This is a genomic window from Streptomyces bottropensis ATCC 25435 (assembly GCF_000383595.1).
GTDB lineage: Bacteria > Actinomycetota > Actinomycetes > Streptomycetales > Streptomycetaceae > Streptomyces > Streptomyces bottropensis.
Map to the genome: position 1 here is coordinate 2,093,228 of NZ_KB911581.1, position 19,431 is coordinate 2,112,658.

Genomic DNA, 19,431 nt, shown 5'->3' on the forward strand with positions numbered 1-19,431 from the left:
CAGATGACTACTGCGATTTCTCTCGGCATGCCGTCCGTTCCGACCAAGCTCGCCGAGCGCCGCAAGAGCCGGCAGATCCAGGTCGGGTCCGTGGCGGTCGGTGGAGACGCCCCGGTGTCGGTCCAGTCGATGACCACCACGCGTACGTCGGACATCGGCGCCACGCTGCAGCAGATCGCCGAGCTGACGGCGTCCGGCTGCCAGATCGTCCGCGTCGCCTGCCCCACGCAGGACGACGCCGACGCCCTCCCGGTGATCGCCCGCAAGTCGCAGATCCCGGTGATCGCGGACATCCACTTCCAGCCGAAGTACGTCTTCGCCGCGATCGAGGCCGGCTGCGCCGCCGTCCGCGTCAACCCGGGCAACATCAAGCAGTTCGACGACAAGGTCAAGGAGATCGCCCAGGCGGCGAACGACCACGGCACCCCGATCCGGATCGGCGTCAACGCCGGCTCCCTCGACCGCCGCCTCCTGCAGAAGTACGGCAAGGCCACCCCCGAGGCGCTGGTCGAGTCCGCCCTCTGGGAGGCCTCCCTCTTCGAGGAGCACGGCTTCCGGGACATCAAGATCTCGGTCAAGCACAACGACCCGGTCGTCATGGTCAACGCCTACCGCCAGCTCGCCGCCCAGTGCGACTACCCCCTCCACCTCGGCGTCACCGAGGCCGGCCCCGCCTTCCAGGGCACCATCAAGTCGGCCGTCGCCTTCGGCGCGCTGCTCTCCGAGGGCATCGGCGACACCATCCGCGTCTCCCTCTCGGCCCCGCCGGTCGAGGAGATCAAGGTCGGCAACCAGATCCTGGAGTCGCTGAACCTGAAGCCCCGCCGCCTCGAAATCGTCTCCTGCCCTTCTTGCGGCCGCGCCCAGGTCGACGTCTACAAGCTCGCCGAAGAGGTCACCGCCGGCCTCACCGGTATGGAGGTCCCCCTCCGCGTCGCCGTCATGGGCTGTGTCGTCAACGGCCCCGGCGAGGCCCGCGAGGCCGACCTCGGCGTCGCCTCCGGCAACGGCAAGGGCCAGATCTTCGTCAAGGGCGAGGTCATCAAGACCGTCCCCGAGTCCAAGATCGTCGAGACTCTCATCGAAGAGGCGATGAAGATCGCCGAGCAGATGGAGGCGGACGGCATCACCTCGGGCGAGCCGACGGTGGCGGTAGCGGGCTGAGGACCGGGCGCCCCTGGCGGGTGAGGGCCGCAGGCCCTTCTCCCGCCGGGGGCGCGGGGCTGTATCGCTGTGCGGCTCCGCCGCGTGGGTGCGACCAGCCACGACGCACCCGCACCCGCCGACGCACAGGAGCCACCGAGCCATGAGGCGCCCCGGCCGCGGCGCGCCCCCGCACAGCCCGGCAGGGTATCGTGCCAAGACCAGCGCAGACCCCAGGGTGAGGCCCCCGCACGTGTTGACCCAGACCACCACCAGGGTCCTCGAACCGAGTGACCTGGACGCCGCACTCGCCGTCCTGAACCGAGACCCCGTCGCGAACGCCTTCGTGACGTCCCGCGTCCAGGTCGCCGGCCTGGATCCCTGGCGGCTCGGCGGCGAGATGTGGGGCTGGTACGAGGACGGTGCCCTCACCTCCCTCTGCTACGCCGGTGCCAACCTCGTTCCCATCTGCGCCACCCCCCGCGCCGTGCGCGCCTTCGCCGACCGCGCCCGCCGGGCCGGGCGCCGCTGCTCCTCGGTCGTCGGCCCCGTCGAACCCACCGCCCAGCTCTGGCGGTTGCTCGAACCCAGCTGGGGCCCGGCCCGCGAGGTCCGCTCCCACCAGCCCCTGATGGTCACCGACCGGCTCCCCGACCCCGCCGACGTCGTCCCCGACCCGTACGTCCGCCGCATCCGCAAGGACGAGATGGACGCGATCATGCCGGCGTGCGTCGCGATGTTCACCGAGGAGGTCGGCGTCTCCCCGCTGGCCGGCGACGGCGGCCTCCTCTACCAGGCGCGGGTCGCCGAACTCGTGGGCTCCGGCCGCTCCTTCGCGCGCCTCGCCCCCGACGGCCGCGTCCTGTTCAAGGCCGAGATCGGCGCGGCGACGCCCCGCGCCTGCCAGATCCAGGGTGTCTGGGTGGCCCCCGAGTTCCGCGGCCAGGGCCTGGCCGCCCCCGGCATGGCAGCGGTCCTCCGCTACGCCCTGGCCGACGTCGCCCCCCTGGTCAGTCTGTACGTCAACGACTTCAACACGGCGGCGCGGCGCACGTACCAGCGGGTGGGCTTCCAAGAGGTCGGCGCGTTCATGAGCGTCCTGTTCTGAGAAGCCGGGCCCCGTAAGGGGCGCGGGGCTGTATCGCTGTGCGGCTCCGCCGCGTGGGCGCGACCAGCCACATCCGGCCCTCACCCGGCACACGATCGGTACCCCCCTGTACAGTCCCCGCATGGACCTCGTCATCGGCCCCTTGGACCTCTCCGCCCACGTAGACGAGGCACTGGCCGTCCAAGCGATCGCCTTCGGGCTAGGCCCCGAGGAGGTGGCGGTCCGCCGCCAGATCGTCCTGCGCCACATGACGTACCCCGGCGCCCGTGCCCTCGGCGTCACCACCGCCGGACGGCTCGTCGGCTTCGTCTACGGCATGCCCAACGACCGCGCCCACTGGTGGTCCACCGTCGTCGAGCCCTACCTCCGCGCCGTCCACCACGACCACTGGCTCGACGACTCGTTCGTGATCACCGAACTGCATGTGCACCCCCGCCACCAGAATCGAGGCGTCGGCCGGGCCCTCATCACGACCATCACCGACAGCGCGGCCGAACCCCGCTCGATCCTCTCCGCGATCGACGTCGACAGCCCGGCCCGCGGCCTCTACCACTCCCTCGGCTACACCGACCTCGCCCGCCAGGTCGTCTTCCCCAGCGCCCCCAAGCCGTACGCGGTGATGGGCGCCCCCCTGCCCCTGCGCCGCAGGTAGCGCCGTCCCCGTACCGGTGGATTTCCACGGGCCCGCCCACCCCCGCTAACCTCCTGGCATCACCCGATCCGCAGCAGGAGTACGAGAATCATGGCGAACCCACCGGTCCAGCGCATGTCCCAGTTGATGGCGAAGACGCTGCGCGACGACCCGGCGGACGCCGAGGTGCTCAGCCACAAGCTCCTCGTCCGCGCCGGATACGTCCGCCGCACGGCGGCCGGCGTGTGGACCTGGCTGCCGCTCGGCAAGAAGGTGCTCGCCAACGTGGAGCGCATCGTCCGCGAGGAGATGGACGCGATCGGCGCCCAGGAGGTCCTGCTCCCCGCCCTGCTGCCGAAGGAGCCCTACGAGGCGACCGGCCGCTGGGACGAGTACGGCCCCGAGCTGTTCCGTCTCAAGGACCGCAAGGGTGGCGACTACCTCCTCGGCCCCACCCACGAGGAGATCTTCACGCTGATCGTGAAGGACCAGGCGTCCTCCTACAAGGACCTGCCGGTGATCCTCTACCAGATCCAGACGAAGTTCCGCGACGAGGCCCGCCCCCGTGCCGGCATCCTGCGCGGCCGTGAGTTCCTGATGAAGGACTCGTACTCCTTCGACACCGAGGACGAGGGCCTCGCCCGGTCGTACGCCCTGCACCGCCAGGCGTACCAGAAGGTGTTCGAGCGTCTGGGTCTCGACTACCGCATCTGCGCCGCCACGGCGGGCGCGATGGGCGGCTCCAAGTCGGAGGAGTTCCTGGCCCCGGCAGGAGCCGGCGAGGACACCTTCGCGGACTGCCCCGCCTGCGACTTCGCCGCCAACACCGAGGCGATCACGTTCGAGCTGAAGCCGGTGGACGCCGAGGGCGTGGCCGCCCTCGAAGAGATCCCGACGCCCGACACCCCGACCATCGAGACCCTCGCCGCCCACCTGGGCGTCGAGGCCTCCGCCACCCTCAAGAACCTCCTCGTGAAGGTCGACGGCGAGATCGTCGCCGTCGGTGTCCCCGGCGACCGCGAGGTCGACATGGGCAAGGTCGAGGCGCACTTCGCCCCGGCGGTCGTCGAGATGGTCACCGAGGCGGACTTCGCGGGCCGCCCCGACCTGGTCCGCGGCTACGTCGGCCCGCAGGGCCTCGGCGAGAAGGTCACCTACATCGCCGACCCGCGCGTCGCGCCGGGCACCGCCTGGATCACCGGCGCCAACAAGCCGGGCACCCACGCGAAGAACGTCGTCGCGGGCCGTGACTTCGAGGTCGGCGCGTACGTCGACGTCGTGGTCGTCCAGGAGGGCGACCCCTGCCCGAACTGCGGCACCGGCCTCAAGCTGGACCGCGCCATCGAGATCGGCCACATCTTCCAGCTGGGCCGCAAGTACGCCGACGCCCTCAAGCTCGACGTCCTCGGTCAGCAGGGCAAGCCCGTCCGGGTCACCATGGGCTCGTACGGCATCGGCGTCTCCCGCGCGGTCGCCGCCCTCGCCGAGCAGTCCGCCGACGACAAGGGCCTGTGCTGGCCCGCCGAGGTCGCTCCGGCCGACGTCCACGTGGTCGCCGCGGGCAAGGCCCTCCAGACCGAACTGGCCCTCGACGTCTCCGAGAAGCTGCGGGCCGCCGGCCTCCGCGTCCTGGTCGACGACCGGGCCGGTGTCTCCCCGGGTGTGAAGTTCACCGACTCCGAGCTGATCGGTGTGCCGAAGATCCTGGTCGCCGGCCGCCGCTCCGCCGAGGGCGTCCTGGAGCTGAAGGACCGCCGCACCGGTGAGCGCGAGGAGCTGACGGTCGACGAGGCGATCGCCCGCCTGACCGCCGCCTAGAGGACGCGCCGAGCATCCTGCGGGCGGGACCCGTACGTCCCCCACAGGTTCTTTCGGACCGTTCCCCGACCGGCAGGGCGTGACAGAACGTCTCTCCGGCCGGGGAACGGCCCTGACGACCGGTGAACGCGCCCCGGCGGTCGGCCAGGCTCACCGTCCGAACCGCTCAGAGCCACCCGGCGAACTCGAGCAGCAACTCCGCGTCCCTCGGCCGCCCCACGCGCAGCGCCCGTACCCCGGACTCCACGGCCCGGAACAGCGTCCACCCCCGCAGCCGCTCCTGATCCACGTCCAACGACTCGGCCAGTTTCCTGACCCGCCGCCGCGTGATCGCCGCCCCCGACGGCGACGCGATCAGATCCTCCACCCGATCCCGCACCAGGCGGGCGAGATCGAAGGCACACTCACCCACCACCGGGTCCGGCCCCACCGCCAGCCACGGCAACCGCTCCCCGGCCAGCACCTTGCTCTGCCGGAACGTCCCGTGCAGCAACCGCTCCTCGGGCGCGTCCGCGAGCAACTCCGCCCGCACGGTGAGGGCCGCGTCGACCAGGGCGCCGGTCTCCCCGTCACCGGCGGAGCCGGATCGCATCAGCTCGGCCTGCCGCCCCGTCCGCCCCGCCACGGTCTCGAAGACATGCGCCCCGGGCGGCTCGACCCACAGCCGCCGCAAGGTCGCCGCCGCCTCCAGCAACGCCTTCGCCTCGGGCAGCGACCGCACCGACAGATCGGGACGCAGCCGCTCCAGCAGCAGCAGACCGTGCCCGTCCCCGGGGTCGAGCAACCGCACCGCGCCCCGCCCGTCCCAGTGCGCGAGGGCCGCCCGCTCGCTCTTGGGCCGGGCCCGCTCGGGCGCCACCTTGAGCACGGCGGGGGTGCCGTCGATCAGCCGTACGAGGACCACGAGACTGCTGCGGCCACCGGGAGCCTGCACCCGCTCGACGGTCAACTCGCGTAGATCGACGGCCTGTTGCAGCATCTCGGGGAGGTTTTCCAGCCATGCGCCGATCCCGTCGCCGCCGTCCGGCCGCCGGGTCTCGGCCAGCGCTCGCACCAGCCGCTGCGGCGGTTCGAAGTCCTCGAAAGCCCTGCGCGCCATGTGCGAGTCGTTCCCTTCCGGACCGTGATCAGGAGTGCGGTGCGGCCGACGGACCCGCGGCGGCCGTCCGCTCGGCCAGACCAGGGAAGGCTACGCTCGCGCCCCGCCACCGCACCGCCCGCACCGCCGCTTCCCGCAGTGCCTCGGCTGCGGCGCTCCGCCGGTCACCCTCGGATGCCCGCACGAGGTCGGAGTACACACCGGCCACCCGCTCCTCCAGCTCGGCGGCGAGCCGTTCGGCGGAGCCGGAATCGGTCACCTGGAAGGGCAGCGCGTATCCGGCCGCCGCCACGGCGGGCTCGCCGCCCAGGTCCCGCACCGCCCGGATGAGCTGGTCCCGGCGGGCCCGGTGCGCGTCGTAGTCCTTCCGCGCCTCGCTCTGCCGCGCCTCACCGATCTTCCCGCCGACGACGCCGTACCCGTACACCGCCGCGTGCTCGGCCCCGAGCGCCGCCTGGACCGCCTTCAGCTCCCCGTCGCTCACTTCGCACCCTCCGTCAGCATGTACGCGTGCCCGGCCCCCGCCGCCGCCACGGAAGCCATCAGCCGCGCCACCTCGCCCGGTACCTCCAGCAGCGCCTTGGCCCGCCGGTCGGCGAGCTTCCGCTCGGCGGCGGCCAGCCCGGCGAGGGCGGCCCCGGGGTTCTCGGGCACGGGTGAGGGGGACGCCGGCGCGGAGGGCGAGCCGGAAGCAGAGGCGGACGGAGAAGCGGAGGCCTTGTCCGTGCCCGTCTTCCCGGCACCCGCCGCCTTTCCGCCCCCGAACGCCTTGGCGTGCCGTACGACCTCCGCCCGCAGCGGTGTCAGCAGCGCCGCCAGACCGGGATGCGCGGCGACGACGGCGTCGTACCGCTCGACGAGCGCCTCGCTGTCCCGGGCGACACGCGCGCGTGCCCGCTCCACGGCCGACGGACCGCCCCCGGCGACGTCCGACCCCTCACCTCCGGACGAGCACCCCACGAGCAGGCCCGCACCGGCGGCCCCGACGAGCAAACTCCTTCTGCGCGGCCCCGACAGGGCACGCGACGGCAGGCTGAACGACACAGCAGACGTCCTAGGGAGGTCGTACGAACAAAGAAGCGGTGCGATCACGGTACCCGCGCATGTGATCCAAGGCCGCCACCAGCGCGCCCCAAAGGGGGACGGGGAACCGCGCGGCGGGCCGCACCGCACCCGCGCCCGCCCTTCCGCGGCCACCGCCCGGGGCCGGAGGCGGACGGCAACACCCCAGTGGAGCGGCTACCCTTTGACCTGACACGCGCCCTACCCACAACAGCACACGCGGCCGAGGAGTCACCCGGATGAGCACCACCCAGAGCGAGAGGCTGCGAGAACTGCTGGAACCGCTCGTACGCTCCCAGGGCCTCGATCTCGAAGAGATCGCAGTGGACTCGGTCGGACGCAAGCGGGTGCTGCGCGTGGTCGTCGACTCGGACGAGGGCGCGGATCTGGACGCGGTCGCCGACGTCAGCCGCGCGCTCTCGGCCACGCTGGACGAGACGGACGCGATGGGCCAGTCGGAGTACACCCTGGAGGTCGGGACGCCGGGCGCCGAGCGCGCTCTCACCGAGCACCGCCACTACCGGCGTGCCGTGGACCGGCTGGTGAAGTTCACGCTCCGCGAGGACGGGGAACTGATCGCCAGAATCCTGACCGTGGACGACGACGGCCTCGACCTCGAAGTACCCGGCGTGAAGGGCCGCAAGGCCACCACCCGCCGGCTCGCCTTCGACGAGATCGACAAGGCCCGCGTCCAGGTCGAGTTCAACCGCAAGGACAAGAAGGACATGACGGAAGAGGAGGAGGCGTAGCCGTGGACATCGACATGAGCGCCCTGCGGGGCTTGGTACGGGAGAAGGAGATCTCCTTCGACCTGCTCGTCGAGGCGATCGAGGCGGCCCTCCTCATCGCCTACCACCGCACCGAGGGAAGCCGCCGTCACGCGCGCGTGGAGCTCAACCGGGAGACCGGCCATGTGACCGTGTGGGCGAAGGAGGACCCTCAGGACCTGGAGGAGGGGCAGGAGGCGCGCGCGTTCGACGACACCCCGTCGGACTTCGGGCGCATCGCCGCCACCACCGCCAAACAGGTGATCCTGCAGCGGCTGCGGGACGCGGAGGACGACGCGACGCTCGGCGAGTACGCGGGGCGCGAGGGCGACATCGTCACCGGCGTGGTCCAGCAGGGCCGCGACCCGAAGAACGTCCTCGTCGACATCGGCAAGCTGGAGGCCATCCTGCCGGTGCAGGAACAGGTCCCGGGCGAGACGTACCAGCACGGCATGCGGCTGCGGTCGTACGTCGTGCGGGTGGCGAAGGGTGTGCGCGGTCCCTCCGTGACGCTCTCCCGCACCCACCCCAGCCTGGTGAAGAAGCTCTTCGCGCTGGAGGTGCCGGAGATCGCCGACGGGTCCGTCGAGATCGCCGCCATCGCCCGCGAGGCCGGTCACCGCACGAAGATCGCCGTCCGCTCCACCCGCAGCGGCCTGAACGCCAAGGGCGCCTGCATCGGCCCGATGGGCGGCCGGGTGCGCAACGTCATGGGCGAGCTGAACGGCGAGAAGATCGACATCGTCGACTGGTCGGACGACCCGGCGGAGATGGTGGCGAACGCGCTCTCCCCGGCCCGGGTCTCCAAGGTCGAGGTGGTGGACCTCGCGGCCCGCTCCGCGCGGGTGACGGTGCCCGACTACCAGCTGTCGCTGGCGATCGGCAAGGAGGGCCAGAACGCCCGCCTCGCCGCCCGTCTCACCGGCTGGCGGATCGACATCCGGCCGGACACCGAGCAGCCGTCGGAGTAATCACCCGATCGGACGTCCGAACGGGTCACCCGGGAACACCCCGGGGCCGGGGAACAGATCCAAGCCGCATGTCGTTTGGATCACGACAACAACCGTTCGATTTTTGCCCCCAAGGGGTGAGGTCGGTGCGGGGAGGTAGACTTAGCAGTGTCTGGCCGGACGCACGCCCGCGCATGCCCTGAACGCACCTGTGTGGGGTGCAGGCGGCGATCGGCCAAGACCGAACTGCTGCGGGTCGTGGCGATCGAGGGCGAATGCGTCCCCGATCATCGCGGTACGCTGCCCGGCCGGGGTGCGTATCTGCACCCCGCCCAGGTCTGTCTCGACCTGGCGGTACGCCGCCGGGCGTTCACGCGGGCGCTGCGTGCCCCGGGAACGCTCGACACAAAGGCGTTGCGCCGATACGTGGAGCAGACAACAGTTGCCGACCAGGCAACACCGTAAGACGCGTCGCACGGAACCTCCGTGCGGCCCTGGTACCCCGCGAGTTGGAAGTAGGTCGAGATTGCGATGAGCACTCGATGAGCACGCGATGAGTACGCCCATGAAGTAGCGACGGTCCGGACGCACCCGGACCTAAAAAGGAGCGAAGTGGCTAAGGTCCGGGTATACGAACTCGCCAAGGAGTTCGGGGTTGAGAGCAAGGTCGTCATGGCCAAGCTCCAGGAGCTCGGTGAATTCGTCCGTTCGGCGTCCTCGACGATCGAGGCGCCCGTTGTACGCAAACTGACTGACGCCCTCCAGCAGGGCAGCGGCGGCGGCAAGCCCGCGCCGCGCAAGGCCGCCCCGGCTCGTCCGGCGGCCCCCTCTCCCGCGCAGGCCGCGCGTCCGGCCGCCCCGCGCCCGGGTCCGGCAGCGCCGAAGCCCCCCGCCGCGGAGAAGCCCGCCACGTCGGCTCCGGCTCCGGGTCCGCGCCCGCTGCCCGGCCCCAAGCCGCCGACGCCGAAGCCCGCTCCGGCCTCCCCGGCCCCGAGCGTGCCCGAGTTCCAGGCGCCCCCGTCGGCTCCGGCCGCCCCTGCCGCCCCCGCCGCGTCCGCCCCGTCCGCTCCGCGTCCGGGCGCCCGTCCCGGTCCGGCGGCGCCGCGTCCCGGTGGTCAGCGTCCGGGTGGTCCCGGCCAGGAGCGTCAGGACCGTGGTGACCGCGGTCAGGGTCAGCGTCCCGGCGGCCAGCGTTCCGAGCGCCCCGGTGGCGCCGGCGCGCCCAAGCCGGGCGGTGCCCGTCCGGCCGGTCCGCGTCCGGGCAACAACCCCTTCACCTCCGGTGGTTCGACCGGCATGGGACGCCCGCAGGCGCCCCGTCCGGGCGGCGCGCCGCGTCCCGGCGGCCCCGGTGGCGCCCAGGGCGGCGGTCCGCGTCCGCAGACTCCCGGCCAGGCTCCCCGTCCGCAGGGCGGTCCCGGTGGCGCTCCGCGTCCCCAGGGCGGTCCGGGCGGTGCCCGTCCCACTCCGGGCGGCATGCCCCGTCCGCAGGCGCCCCGTCCCGGCGGCGGCCCCGGCGGCAACCGTCCGAACCCCGGCATGATGCCGCAGCGTCCGGCTGCCGGCCCGCGTCCCGGCGGCGGTGGCCCCGGCGGCCGCGGTCCCGGTGGTGGCGGCGGTCGTCCCGGTGGTCCCGGTGGTGGCGGCGGCGGTCGTCCCGGTGGCGGCGGCGGCTTCGCCGGTCGTCCCGGTGGTGGCGGCGGCGGCTTCGCCGGCCGTCCGGGCGGTCCCGGTGGTGCCGGTGGCGGTGGCGGTTTCGCCGGTCGTCCCGGTGGTCCCGGTGGCGGCGGCGGTCGTCCCGGCTTCGGTGGTCGTCCCGGTGGTCCGGGTGCCCGTGGTGGCACGCAGGGCGCCTTCGGCCGTCCCGGTGGTCCCGCGCGTCGTGGTCGCAAGTCGAAGCGGCAGAGGCGTCAGGAGTACGAGGCCATGCAGGCCCCGTCGGTCGGCGGCGTGATGCTGCCTCGCGGCAACGGACAGTCCGTCCGCCTGTCGCGCGGTGCGTCGCTCACCGACTTCGCCGAGAAGATCGGCGCCAACCCGGCGTCGCTCGTCGCGGTGATGATGAACCTCGGCGAGATGGTCACCGCCACGCAGTCCGTCTCCGACGAGACCCTCCAGCTGCTCGCCGGCGAGATGAACTACGTCGTCGAGATCGTCAGCCCGGAGGAGGAGGACCGCGAGCTGCTCGAGTCCTTCGACATCGAGTTCGGCGAGGACGAGGGCGGCGAGGAGTTCCTCGTCCCGCGTCCGCCGGTCGTGACCGTCATGGGTCACGTCGACCACGGTAAGACCCGACTGCTGGACACCATCCGCAAGACGAACGTCGTCGCGGGCGAGGCCGGCGGTATCACGCAGCACATCGGCGCGTACCAGGTCGCGACCCAGGTCAACGACGAAGAGCGCAGGATCACCTTCATCGACACCCCGGGTCACGAGGCGTTCACCGCCATGCGTGCCCGTGGTGCGAAGTCGACCGACATCGCGATCCTCGTGGTGGCGGCCAACGACGGTGTGATGCCCCAGACGATCGAGGCGCTGAACCACGCCAAGGCGGCCGACGTGCCGATCGTGGTCGCGGTCAACAAGATCGACGTCGAGGGCGCCGACCCGACCAAGGTGCGCGGTCAGCTCACCGAGTTCGGTCTGGTGGCCGAGGAGTACGGCGGCGACACGATGTTCGTCGACATCTCCGCCAAGCAGGGGCTGAACATCGACGCCCTGCTGGAGGCCGTGGTCCTGACCGCGGACGCCTCGCTCGACCTGCGGGCCAACCCGGAGCAGGACGCGCAGGGCATCGCGATCGAGTCCCACCTCGACCGCGGCCGCGGTGCCGTCTCCACCGTCCTCGTCCAGCGCGGCACGCTGCGCATCGGCGACACGATGGTGGTCGGCGACGCGTACGGCCGAGTCCGGGCGATGCTCGACGACAACGGCAACAACGTCGAGGAAGCGGGTCCCTCGACCCCCGTCCTCGTCCTCGGTCTCACCAACGTTCCCGGCGCCGGCGACAACTTCCTCGTCGTCGACGAGGACCGTACCGCCCGTCAGATCGCCGAGAAGCGTGCCGCCCGCGAGCGGAACGCCAACTTCGCCCGACGGGGTGTCCGGTTCTCCCTGGAGAACCTGGACGAGGCCCTCAAGGCCGGTCTGGTGCAGGAACTCAACCTCATCATCAAGGGCGACGCGTCCGGTTCGGTGGAGGCCCTCGAGTCCTCGCTGCTCCAGCTCGACGTCGGCGAAGAGGTCGACATCCGCGTCCTGCACCGCGGCGTGGGTGCGGTCACCGAGTCGGACATCGACCTGGCGACCGGCTCCGACGCCATCGTCATCGGCTTCAACGTCCGCGCCGCGGGCCGCGCACAGCAGATGGCGGAGCGCGAGGGCGTCGACGTCCGGTACTACTCGGTGATCTACCAGGCCATCGAGGAGATCGAGGCGGCCCTCAAGGGCATGCTCAAGCCGGAGTACGAGGAGGTCGAGCTCGGCACGGCGGAGATCCGCGAGGTCTTCAAGTCGTCCAAGCTGGGCAACATCGCCGGTGTCCTGGTCCGCTCGGGCGAGGTCAAGCGCAACACGAAGGCTCGACTCGTCCGCGACGGCAAGGTCATCGCGGAGAACCTCACCATCTCCGGTCTGCGTCGCTTCAAGGACGACGTCACCGAGATCCGCGAAGGGTTCGAGGGCGGTATCAACCTCGGCAACTTCAACGACATCAAGATCGACGACGTCATCGCGACGTACGAGATGCGCGAGAAGCCGCGGTCGTAATCAGCGGTGGTCCATGCCGGCCGGGGGTGACCTGTTCACCCCCGGCCGGTGTGGCCGTTCCGGGGGGCTTCGCCCCCTCGGGCCCCCACGAACAATCCCGTCGAGGGTCCGCGCCTTTCGATGTACGGTTCTGATGTTCCCGCCCGCGATGCGGCCGGGCCGTCTATCCCGTACCGGCGGGTGAACCGGACACACATGTACGTGGGGACTCTGTCCTTCGACCTCCTGCTCGGCGACGTACGGTCGCTGAAGGAGAAGCGCTCCGTCGTCCGCCCGATCGTGGCCGAGCTGCACCGCAGGTTCGCGGTGAGCGTGGCGGAGGTCGACCATATGGATCTGCACCGCCGGGCCGTGATCGGGCTGGCGGTGGTGTCGGGTGACACGGGGCACCTGACCGACGTACTCGACCGGTGCGAGCGGCTGGTCGCGGGGCGTCCCGAGATCGAACTGCTCTCGGTCAGACGGCGGTTGCACGGTGACGACGACTGACCGGTCGCAGAGACCATTCAAGAACCAGCAGTAACGCAGAACGAGCTAGGAGACGGACCAGTGGCCGACAACGCGCGTGCCAAGAGGCTGGCGGACCTCATCCGAGAGGTGGTGGCCCAGAAGCTGCTGCGCGGGATCAAGGACCCGCGGCTCGGCTCCCACGTCACCATCACGGACACCCGGGTGACCGGCGACCTGCGGGAGGCGACCGTCTTCTACACGGTGTACGGGGACGACGAGGAGCGGGCGGCCGCCGCCGCGGGGCTGGAGAGCGCCAAGGGCATCCTCCGCTCCGAGGTCGGCCGTGCGGCCGGTGTGAAGTTCACGCCGTCCCTCACCTTCGTGGCCGACGCCCTCCCGGACACCGCCAAGACCATCGACGACCTCCTCGACAAGGCGCGCGCCTCGGACGCCCAGGTGCGCGAGACCGCGTCGGGCGCGAAGTACGCCGGTGAGGCCGACCCGTACCGCAAGCCGGAAGACGACGAGGACGACGCCGCCGAATGACCGAGCAGCGCCAGAAGAACACCACGCCCGACGGCCTTGTCATCGTCGACAAGCCGTCGGGCTTCACGTCGCACGACGTCGTCGCCAAGATGCGCGGCATCGCCCGGACCCGGCGGGTCGGGCACGCGGGGACGCTCGACCCCATGGCCACCGGGGTGCTCGTCCTGGGGGTGGAGAGGGCGACCAAGCTGCTCGGTCACCTCGCACTCACCGAGAAGGAGTACCTCGGGACGGTCCGGCTCGGGCAGACGACGGTCACCGACGACGCCGAGGGCGAGATCACGGCGTCGGTCGACGCGTCGAAGGTCACCCGCGAAGCCGTCGACGCCGGAGTCGCGGAGCTGACCGGACGCATCATGCAGGTGCCGTCCAAGGTCAGCGCCATCAAGATCGACGGCGTGCGGTCCTACAAGCGGGCCCGGGACGGCGAGGACTTCGAGATTCCCGCCCGGCCCGTCACCGTCTCCTCCTTCGCCGTGTACGACGTCCGGGACGCCGTCGCCGAGGACGGCACCCCGGTGCTCGACCTCGTGGTGTCGGTGGTGTGCTCCTCCGGGACGTACATCCGCGCCCTCGCCCGCGACCTGGGCGCCGGGCTCGGTGTCGGCGGCCACCTCACCGCGCTGCGCCGCACCCGCGTGGGGCCGTACAAGCTGGACTCCGCGCGGACGCTCGACCAGCTCCAGCAGGAGCTGACCGTGATGCCGGTCGCCGAGGCCGCCGGCGCCGCGTTCCCCCGCTGGGACGTGGACGACAGGCGGGCGGGGCTGCTGCTGAACGGGGTGCGGCTGGAGATGCCCGAGGAGTACGCCGAGCGCGGTGCCGTCGCCGTCTTCGACCCCGCCGGCCGCTTCCTGGCCCTGGTGGAGAGCCAGAAGGGCAAGGCCAAGAGCCTGGCCGTCTTCGGCTGAGGGACGGCACCCCGAGGGGTGCCGGCTTCTGCCTGAGCCGAGCGTGGAGCGGCGGTCACGGGGACTGCTGTTCCCGCCGCTCCACGTTCCCCCCTCGGTTCCCCCACCCAGAGGTGTATCCATCTGCCCGGGGCTATTCACCCCTTCGTGCAGGCGCTCGGAGTGAACCGAGGGAGCGGAAGGGGGCGCGTTCGCCGCGCGATCTGTTCCGCTGATCTTCACGTGCCTACCGTCGGAACACAGGTACGACGGGGAGGTCAGGACATGGCGGTACGGGGCCGTCGGGCGACCGACGACGGCCGTCGGGCGGCGCGGGACGAAGTCCTGGTGCGGGTCGGCGATCTGACGGGACGACAACGCGGCACGGGCTTCGTCGCCGACCACCACGGCACGGTCGTCACCAGCCACGAGGCGGTGGACGGACTGGCCCGCATCGTGGTGCACGCCACCGGCGACCGCGTCTGTGTGGTGACCTCCGACGCGGTGACTGCGCTGCCCGCCCTCGATCTCGCGCTCATCCGCACCGAGGGGCTGTGCGTGGACCCGCTGCCCTTCGCCCTGCGGGACGAGGTCGCGACGGGCGCGTACGTCCGCATCGCGGCCGGCGGCTGGCGCGAGGCACGGGTGCTGGGCACGGCGGACGTCACGTACACGGCGACCGACGGTTTCCATCTGCTGCGCGGCGCCCTGGAGTTGGCGATCGGGACGGCCGGGAGCGAGGCGCTGCGACTGGGCGGGGGCGCGGCCGGCGGACCGGTTCTCGACGTGACCACCGGCGCCGTGGTGGGCGTGCTCGGCACGGCCCTTCAGGCACCGCACCGCACCACCGGTTTCGCCGTGCCCCTGCGCGACTGGCGGGCCGAGCGGCCACTGGCCGAGCTGCTCGCCCGCAACGCGGCGACCGTGGGCGCGTACGGCACCGATCTCAACCTGGCCGGGGTGCTGGAGCTCACGGCCACCACCGTGGGGTCGGACGGGCCGGGGGCGGGAGCCGGAGCCGTCGCGGCGGCCGGTGCCGACCCGGTCGAACGCGTCGATGTCGTAAGGGAGTTCACCGCCTTCGCCGACGGCTCCGCCACGGTCCTCGGCCTCGTCGGCCCACCCGGCAGCGGGCGTACGACGGAGCTGGCCGCCCTCGCCGCCCGGCGCGGCCGGGGCCCCGAGCCCGCGCCCACACTGTGGCTCCGCGGCGCCGACCTCCTGTCCGACGACGACTCCGTGGCGGACGCGGCACGACGCGCGCTGGAGCGGGCCGGGCGGATCGTGGCCGCGTCGGCGGGGTACGGGGGCGGGGCGTCGGCGGCGTTCGCGGCCTCGGCGGCCCCGCAGGGGTCCGGGGCGCCAGGGGCTTGTGCAGCCGCGGAGGACGGGCTCGGTGCGGCGGGAGGGTCCTCGTCCGGCCGGTACGACGGTGAGCTGGGGGACATCCGGCCCGAGCGGCTCGCCCGGCTCGCCGTGGCGGAGGGACGGCCCCTGCTGCTGCTTCTCGACGGGCCCGAGGAGATGCCGCCGACGCTCGCGCACCGGCTGGCCGAGTGGACCGCCGGGACGGCACGGTGGCTGCGGGAGAACGGGGCTCGGCTCGTGGTGGCCTGCCGCGCCGAGTACTGGGAGCGGGCCGGGGCGCAGTTCCCGGCGGAGCTGCTGCACGGCGAGGCGGCCGGCGGAGAGGAGCAGTCGCTGCCCGCCTGCGTACGGCTGGGCGACCTGACGGAGAGCGAGGCCCGGCGGGCCCGGCTCCGGTACGGGCTCCCGGAGGACGCGCTCGCCGGGCCCGACGCCCGGCACCCGCTCACCCTGCGGCTCCTGTCCGAGGTACGGGCGGCGCTCCCGGCCACCCCGGGCGGGCGGCCCGGCGAGGATGGCGCCCTCGCCGGGCCGCACCACGCCGCGGCACCCTCCGCCCGCGCGGAAGCCTCCCGCGCGCCCTCGGGACGGCCCGGCCGGGACGAGGTGCTGGGTGCCTACCTGGATCTGATGTGTCTGCGCGTCGCCGTGCGGCTCGCCGCGGTGAACGGAGTGCGGGGGACTGCCGTGCGGCGGCTCGCGGCGCAGGTCTCCGGGCAGGTGCACGAGGCGGCCCGGCGATGTCTGGGCCCCGGCCAGGGAGAGCTGGACCGGACCGCGTTCGAGGCGGTGTTCCCCTGGGGACCGGTGCCGGGGCGGCGGCTCGGCGGCACCACCGGCTGGGCCTCGGCCGTGCTCACCGAGGGACTGCTCGTCCCGGCGGGCGACGGCTACCGCTTCGCCCACGAGGAGCTGGCCGACTGGATCCAGGGCGCCCATCTGGACCTCGACGCGGCCCTGCACGCGCTGGTGCACCGGGGCTGGGTCGCGCAGGCCGAGGCACGGCGCGGCTGGGCCACGATGCCCTCGCAGGCCCGTGTCCGCCGCCACGCCCGCCGGGCCACCCGCAACCTCCCCGTGCCCCGCCACCGCGTCGGCCCCGTCGTCCACGCCCTGCTCCTCCTCGCCCGGCAGCAGGGCCCCACCGAACTCGCCGGGCGCCTGGAGGAGTTGCTGGACGCCCTGGACGCACTGCTGCCGCCGGGCTCCCCGGCCCCCGACGACCCCACCTGGTGGGCCACCCGCCTCCTGTCCGAGGTGCTGCTCCGGGTGCCCGACGCGACGCCGTACACCCGGGTCCTGCGCTTCCTCACCGAGCGGATCGGGGCCTGGCGGGCCCAGGGCCGGGGCGTGCCGGGGGAGTTCGGGCCGGACTTCTGGGCGGCCCTGCCGTTGCCCGAGGCGGAACGGTTCGACCTGCTGCGACGCCTGGTCGTCGCCGACCCGGCCACCGGCGAGGGGCCCCGCTACCTCGACGTGGTCTCCCGGCTCCTCGCGGCCCACCCCGCCGCCGTGCAACCGCTGCTCACCCGCTGGTTCCTCGACGACACCCCGCTGGTCGCGACCCCCGACGCCACCGTGGCGACGGCCGCGCAGGCGCTGCTGCACACCCATCGGCGACGCGCCCCGGACGACCTCACCGAGGCGCTGGTCGACAGTGCGCACCGGCGCGGCGACGAACTGCTCGCGGTGCTCTCCGAGGAGGAACCCTCGGCGGTGTGCCGGGCCGTCGACCGGTGGGCGCACGACGACCGCCCGGCCCGGCGGGTCGCCGGGCTCGCGTACGGACTGCGGACCGCTCCGCACGTGGACACGGAGGCCGACCGCGGGCTGCTCCGCCACGCGGCGCTCGCCCTGCTGGGCCGCCCGGCCGATGTCACCCTGCACAGCGGTGCCCTCGCCCTGCTCGTACGGGATCCGCTGACCCGGCCGCGGTATCTGCCGCAGGCGCTGGAACGCTTCGCGGCCGGGGACCCGCAGCTGCCCGCGAGCGCCCTGGTCACCGCGCTCGCCACCCACCCGGACCCGGTCCTCGACGCCTTCCGCGCCCGGCTGCGGACCCCGGGCGCCGAGGGCGCGGACGGCGAGGCCCTGCGCACCCTCGCCGAGGTCACCACGCCCGGACTCGCGCGCCGCGTCACCGTCCTGGTCCGGGAGGTCGTCGAGCGGCGCCCGGAGGTGGCCGGGCACGTGGCCGCGTACGTCGACCGCAGGCTGGAGCACGGCCAAGGGACCCGCGCCGTGCTGTTCCCGCTGCTCAGTGGCCTGATCGTGGACGGTCCCGTGCAGGTCCGCGCGGCCCTCGCGGCGGTCTTCGCCGAGCCGGGCACCCCCGCCTCCGGCCCCCTGCGGCGCGAACTGCTCGACCTGGTGATGGCCACCGAGCGGGACCCGTCCGTCCTCGACGCCCTCCTGCGGGCGGCCGCCGCGCGCGGCGTGACCACGGATGCGGAGGGGACGGAGGGCGCGGAGGGCATGGTGGGGACCAGCGACGCCGCGGCCGCCCGCTTGCTGGTCCACCGGGTCGGGCTGCTGCTCGTGCGTACGCCGGAAGGGGCGACCCGGTTCGACTGGGCGCTCGTCGACCTGGCCCGCCATGTGCCCGGTTTCGCGGGGCTGGTGGCGGGCTGGCTGAGCGGCACACCCGAGGAGTGGGCGGCGGTGGTCGGGCCGAGCACCCGCCGGATGATCGAGAACCTGGCGGGGGTACAGGGGGTGCGGGTACCCGCGTGAACCGGGCCGGCTTCCCGTGCTCCGGGTCACAGCACGGATGCCGATGCGGGGCGAGAGCACCGGGCATGGCACCCTTAGACCTGCGCAAGGGTTAGGCGTCAATACGGACACGGGTTCGACGAGGAGCGGTCACAGTGCAGCGCTGGCGTGGCTTGGAGGACATCCCCGAGGACTGGGGGCGCAGCGTCGTCACCATCGGTTCCTACGACGGGGTGCACCGCGGGCACCAGCTGATTCTCCGGCACGCCGTGGAACGCGCCCGCGAACGGGGCGTTCCCGCCGTCGTCGTGACCTTCGACCCGCACCCCAGCGAGGTCGTGCGCCCCGGCACCCACCCGCCGCTGCTCGCCCCGCACCACCGCCGTGCCGAACTCATGGCGGACCTGGGCGTGGACGCGGTGCTGATCCTGCCGTTCACCTCCGAGTTCTCGCGACTGTCCCCGGCCGACTTCGTCGTCAAGGTCCTGGTCGACAAGCTGCACGCCAAGGCCGTGGTCGAGGGCCCCAACTTCCGCTTCGGCCACAAGGCCGCCGGAGACGTGGCGTTCCTGGCCGAGCAGGGCAAGACGTACGACTTCGAGGTCGAGATCGTCGACCTGTTCGTCACCGGCGAGGCGGGCGGCGGACAGCCGTTCTCCTCGACCCTGACCCGGCGACTGGTCGCCGAGGGCGACGTCGAGGGCGCGCGCGAGATCCTCGGCCGGCCCCATCGCGTCGAGGGCGTGGTCGTCCGCGGTGCGCAGCGCGGCCGTGAACTGGGCTTCCCCACAGCCAACGTGGAGACGCTCCCGCACACCGCGATCCCCGCCGACGGCGTCTACGCCGGCTGGCTGCACACCGACGGCGAGGCCATGCCCGCCGCGATCTCCGTCGGTACGAACCCGCAGTTCGACGGCACCGAGCGCACGGTCGAGGCGTACGCCATCGACCGCGTCGGACTCGACCTCTACGGCCTGCACGCCGCCGTCGACTTCCTCGCCTTCGTGCGCGGCCAGGCGAAGTTCGACTCGCTGGACGCGCTGCTCGTGGCGATGGGCGAGGACGTCAAGAGGTGCCGGGAGCTGATCGCGGCGTACCGGCCGGAGTAGCGATCGCGGT

16 protein-coding genes are annotated in these 19,431 nt (G+C 72.9%); 13 read left to right on the forward strand and 3 right to left on the reverse strand.

Features of this window, described 5'->3' with window-relative positions:
* Positions 1–27 precede the first annotated feature (27 nt).
* The 4 genes from ispG to STRBO_RS0109365 all read left to right on the forward strand — a co-directional run bounded on the left by ispG (position 28) and on the right by STRBO_RS0109365 (position 4,700).
* Positions 28–1,164, forward strand: a complete 1,137-nt coding sequence (gene ispG, locus STRBO_RS0109350) for a flavodoxin-dependent (E)-4-hydroxy-3-methylbut-2-enyl-diphosphate synthase (RefSeq protein ID WP_005479680.1) — start codon at positions 28–30, stop codon at positions 1,162–1,164.
* A gap of 232 nt (positions 1,165–1,396) precedes the next feature.
* On the forward strand, positions 1,397–2,251 hold the full coding sequence (locus tag STRBO_RS0109355; protein ID WP_020114100.1) for a GNAT family N-acetyltransferase: 855 nt from the start codon (positions 1,397–1,399) through the stop codon (positions 2,249–2,251).
* 121 nt (positions 2,252–2,372) lie between these two features.
* Positions 2,373–2,903, forward strand: coding sequence for a GNAT family N-acetyltransferase (locus STRBO_RS0109360; RefSeq protein ID WP_005479678.1), 531 nt, complete (start codon positions 2,373–2,375; stop codon positions 2,901–2,903).
* A 90-nt stretch (positions 2,904–2,993) separates the two neighbouring features.
* Entirely contained in the window at positions 2,994–4,700 is a 1,707-nt protein-coding gene (locus STRBO_RS0109365; protein ID WP_005479677.1) for a proline--tRNA ligase, read from the forward strand.
* 166 nt (positions 4,701–4,866) lie between these two features.
* Here the strand turns inward: STRBO_RS0109365 and STRBO_RS0109370 are convergent, their stop codons facing one another.
* The 3 genes from STRBO_RS0109370 to STRBO_RS0109380 are packed head-to-tail and all read right to left on the reverse strand — an operon-like array spanning position 4,867 to position 6,792.
* On the reverse strand, positions 4,867–5,799 hold the full coding sequence (locus STRBO_RS0109370; RefSeq protein WP_005479676.1) for an aminoglycoside phosphotransferase family protein: 933 nt from the start codon (positions 5,797–5,799) through the stop codon (positions 4,867–4,869).
* 28 nt (positions 5,800–5,827) lie between these two features.
* Positions 5,828–6,283 carry a ferritin-like domain-containing protein gene (locus STRBO_RS0109375; protein WP_005479675.1) on the reverse strand — a complete coding sequence of 152 codons (456 nt, stop codon included), beginning with the start codon at positions 6,281–6,283 and terminating at the stop codon, positions 5,828–5,830.
* A complete protein-coding gene (locus tag STRBO_RS0109380) occupies positions 6,280–6,792 on the reverse strand; it encodes a hypothetical protein (protein WP_005479674.1) in 513 nt (170 codons plus the stop codon). The genes STRBO_RS0109375 and STRBO_RS0109380 overlap by 4 nt, the downstream gene beginning before the upstream one ends.
* 308 nt (positions 6,793–7,100) lie before the next feature.
* Here STRBO_RS0109380 and rimP point away from each other — a divergent pair, with 308 nt between their 5' ends.
* From rimP to STRBO_RS0109425, 9 genes are all read left to right on the forward strand, one after another.
* The gene (rimP, locus tag STRBO_RS0109385; protein ID WP_005479673.1) at positions 7,101–7,610 is read left to right on the forward strand and encodes a ribosome maturation factor RimP; all 510 of its coding nucleotides are present in this window, start codon (positions 7,101–7,103) and stop codon (positions 7,608–7,610) included.
* A gap of 2 nt (positions 7,611–7,612) precedes the next feature.
* Positions 7,613–8,599, forward strand: coding sequence for a transcription termination factor NusA (gene nusA, locus STRBO_RS0109390; RefSeq protein WP_005479672.1), 987 nt, complete (start codon positions 7,613–7,615; stop codon positions 8,597–8,599).
* Positions 8,600–8,746: 147 nt separating this feature from the next.
* The gene (locus STRBO_RS41440; RefSeq protein WP_167336820.1) at positions 8,747–9,043 is read left to right on the forward strand and encodes a YlxR family protein; all 297 of its coding nucleotides are present in this window, start codon (positions 8,747–8,749) and stop codon (positions 9,041–9,043) included.
* Positions 9,044–9,190: 147 nt separating this feature from the next.
* On the forward strand, positions 9,191–12,346 hold the full coding sequence (infB, locus tag STRBO_RS41445; protein WP_005479668.1) for a translation initiation factor IF-2: 3,156 nt from the start codon (positions 9,191–9,193) through the stop codon (positions 12,344–12,346).
* Between the two features lie 195 nt (positions 12,347–12,541).
* Complete coding sequence (locus STRBO_RS0109405; RefSeq protein WP_005479665.1) at positions 12,542–12,835, forward strand: DUF503 domain-containing protein; 294 nt, start codon at positions 12,542–12,544, stop codon at positions 12,833–12,835.
* 60 nt (positions 12,836–12,895) lie between these two features.
* On the forward strand, positions 12,896–13,342 hold the full coding sequence (rbfA, locus tag STRBO_RS0109410) for a 30S ribosome-binding factor RbfA (protein ID WP_005479664.1): 447 nt from the start codon (positions 12,896–12,898) through the stop codon (positions 13,340–13,342).
* Positions 13,339–14,253 carry a tRNA pseudouridine(55) synthase TruB gene (gene truB / locus STRBO_RS0109415; protein WP_005479663.1) on the forward strand — a complete coding sequence of 305 codons (915 nt, stop codon included), beginning with the start codon at positions 13,339–13,341 and terminating at the stop codon, positions 14,251–14,253. Before rbfA ends, truB begins: the two co-directional genes overlap by 4 nt.
* Positions 14,254–14,517: 264 nt before the next feature.
* Positions 14,518–18,333 (forward strand): trypsin-like peptidase domain-containing protein, encoded by a 3,816-nt coding sequence (locus STRBO_RS0109420; protein ID WP_020114103.1) that lies wholly within the window; start codon positions 14,518–14,520, stop codon positions 18,331–18,333.
* A gap of 134 nt (positions 18,334–18,467) precedes the next feature.
* Positions 18,468–19,421, forward strand: a complete 954-nt coding sequence (locus STRBO_RS0109425; RefSeq protein WP_028796557.1) for a bifunctional riboflavin kinase/FAD synthetase — start codon at positions 18,468–18,470, stop codon at positions 19,419–19,421.
* Positions 19,422–19,431 lie beyond the last annotated feature (10 nt).

Bases quoted from the DNA above. Each gene is read 5' to 3' on its own strand.
- STRBO_RS0109360 (WP_005479678.1), top strand. From the start codon at position 2,373: ATGGACCTCGTCATCGGCCCCTTGGACCTCTCCGCCCACGTAGACGAG.
- STRBO_RS0109370 (WP_005479676.1), bottom strand. From the start codon at position 5,799: ATGGCGCGCAGGGCTTTCGAGGACTTCGAACCGCCGCAGCGGCTGGTG.
- rimP (WP_005479673.1), top strand. From the start codon at position 7,101: ATGAGCACCACCCAGAGCGAGAGGCTGCGAGAACTGCTGGAACCGCTC.
- truB (WP_005479663.1), top strand. From the start codon at position 13,339: ATGACCGAGCAGCGCCAGAAGAACACCACGCCCGACGGCCTTGTCATC.
- STRBO_RS0109420 (WP_020114103.1), top strand. From the start codon at position 14,518: ATGGCGGTACGGGGCCGTCGGGCGACCGACGACGGCCGTCGGGCGGCG.
- ispG (WP_005479680.1), top strand. From the start codon at position 28: ATGCCGTCCGTTCCGACCAAGCTCGCCGAGCGCCGCAAGAGCCGGCAG.
- STRBO_RS0109405 (WP_005479665.1), top strand. From the start codon at position 12,542: ATGTACGTGGGGACTCTGTCCTTCGACCTCCTGCTCGGCGACGTACGG.
- STRBO_RS0109365 (WP_005479677.1), top strand. From the start codon at position 2,994: ATGGCGAACCCACCGGTCCAGCGCATGTCCCAGTTGATGGCGAAGACG.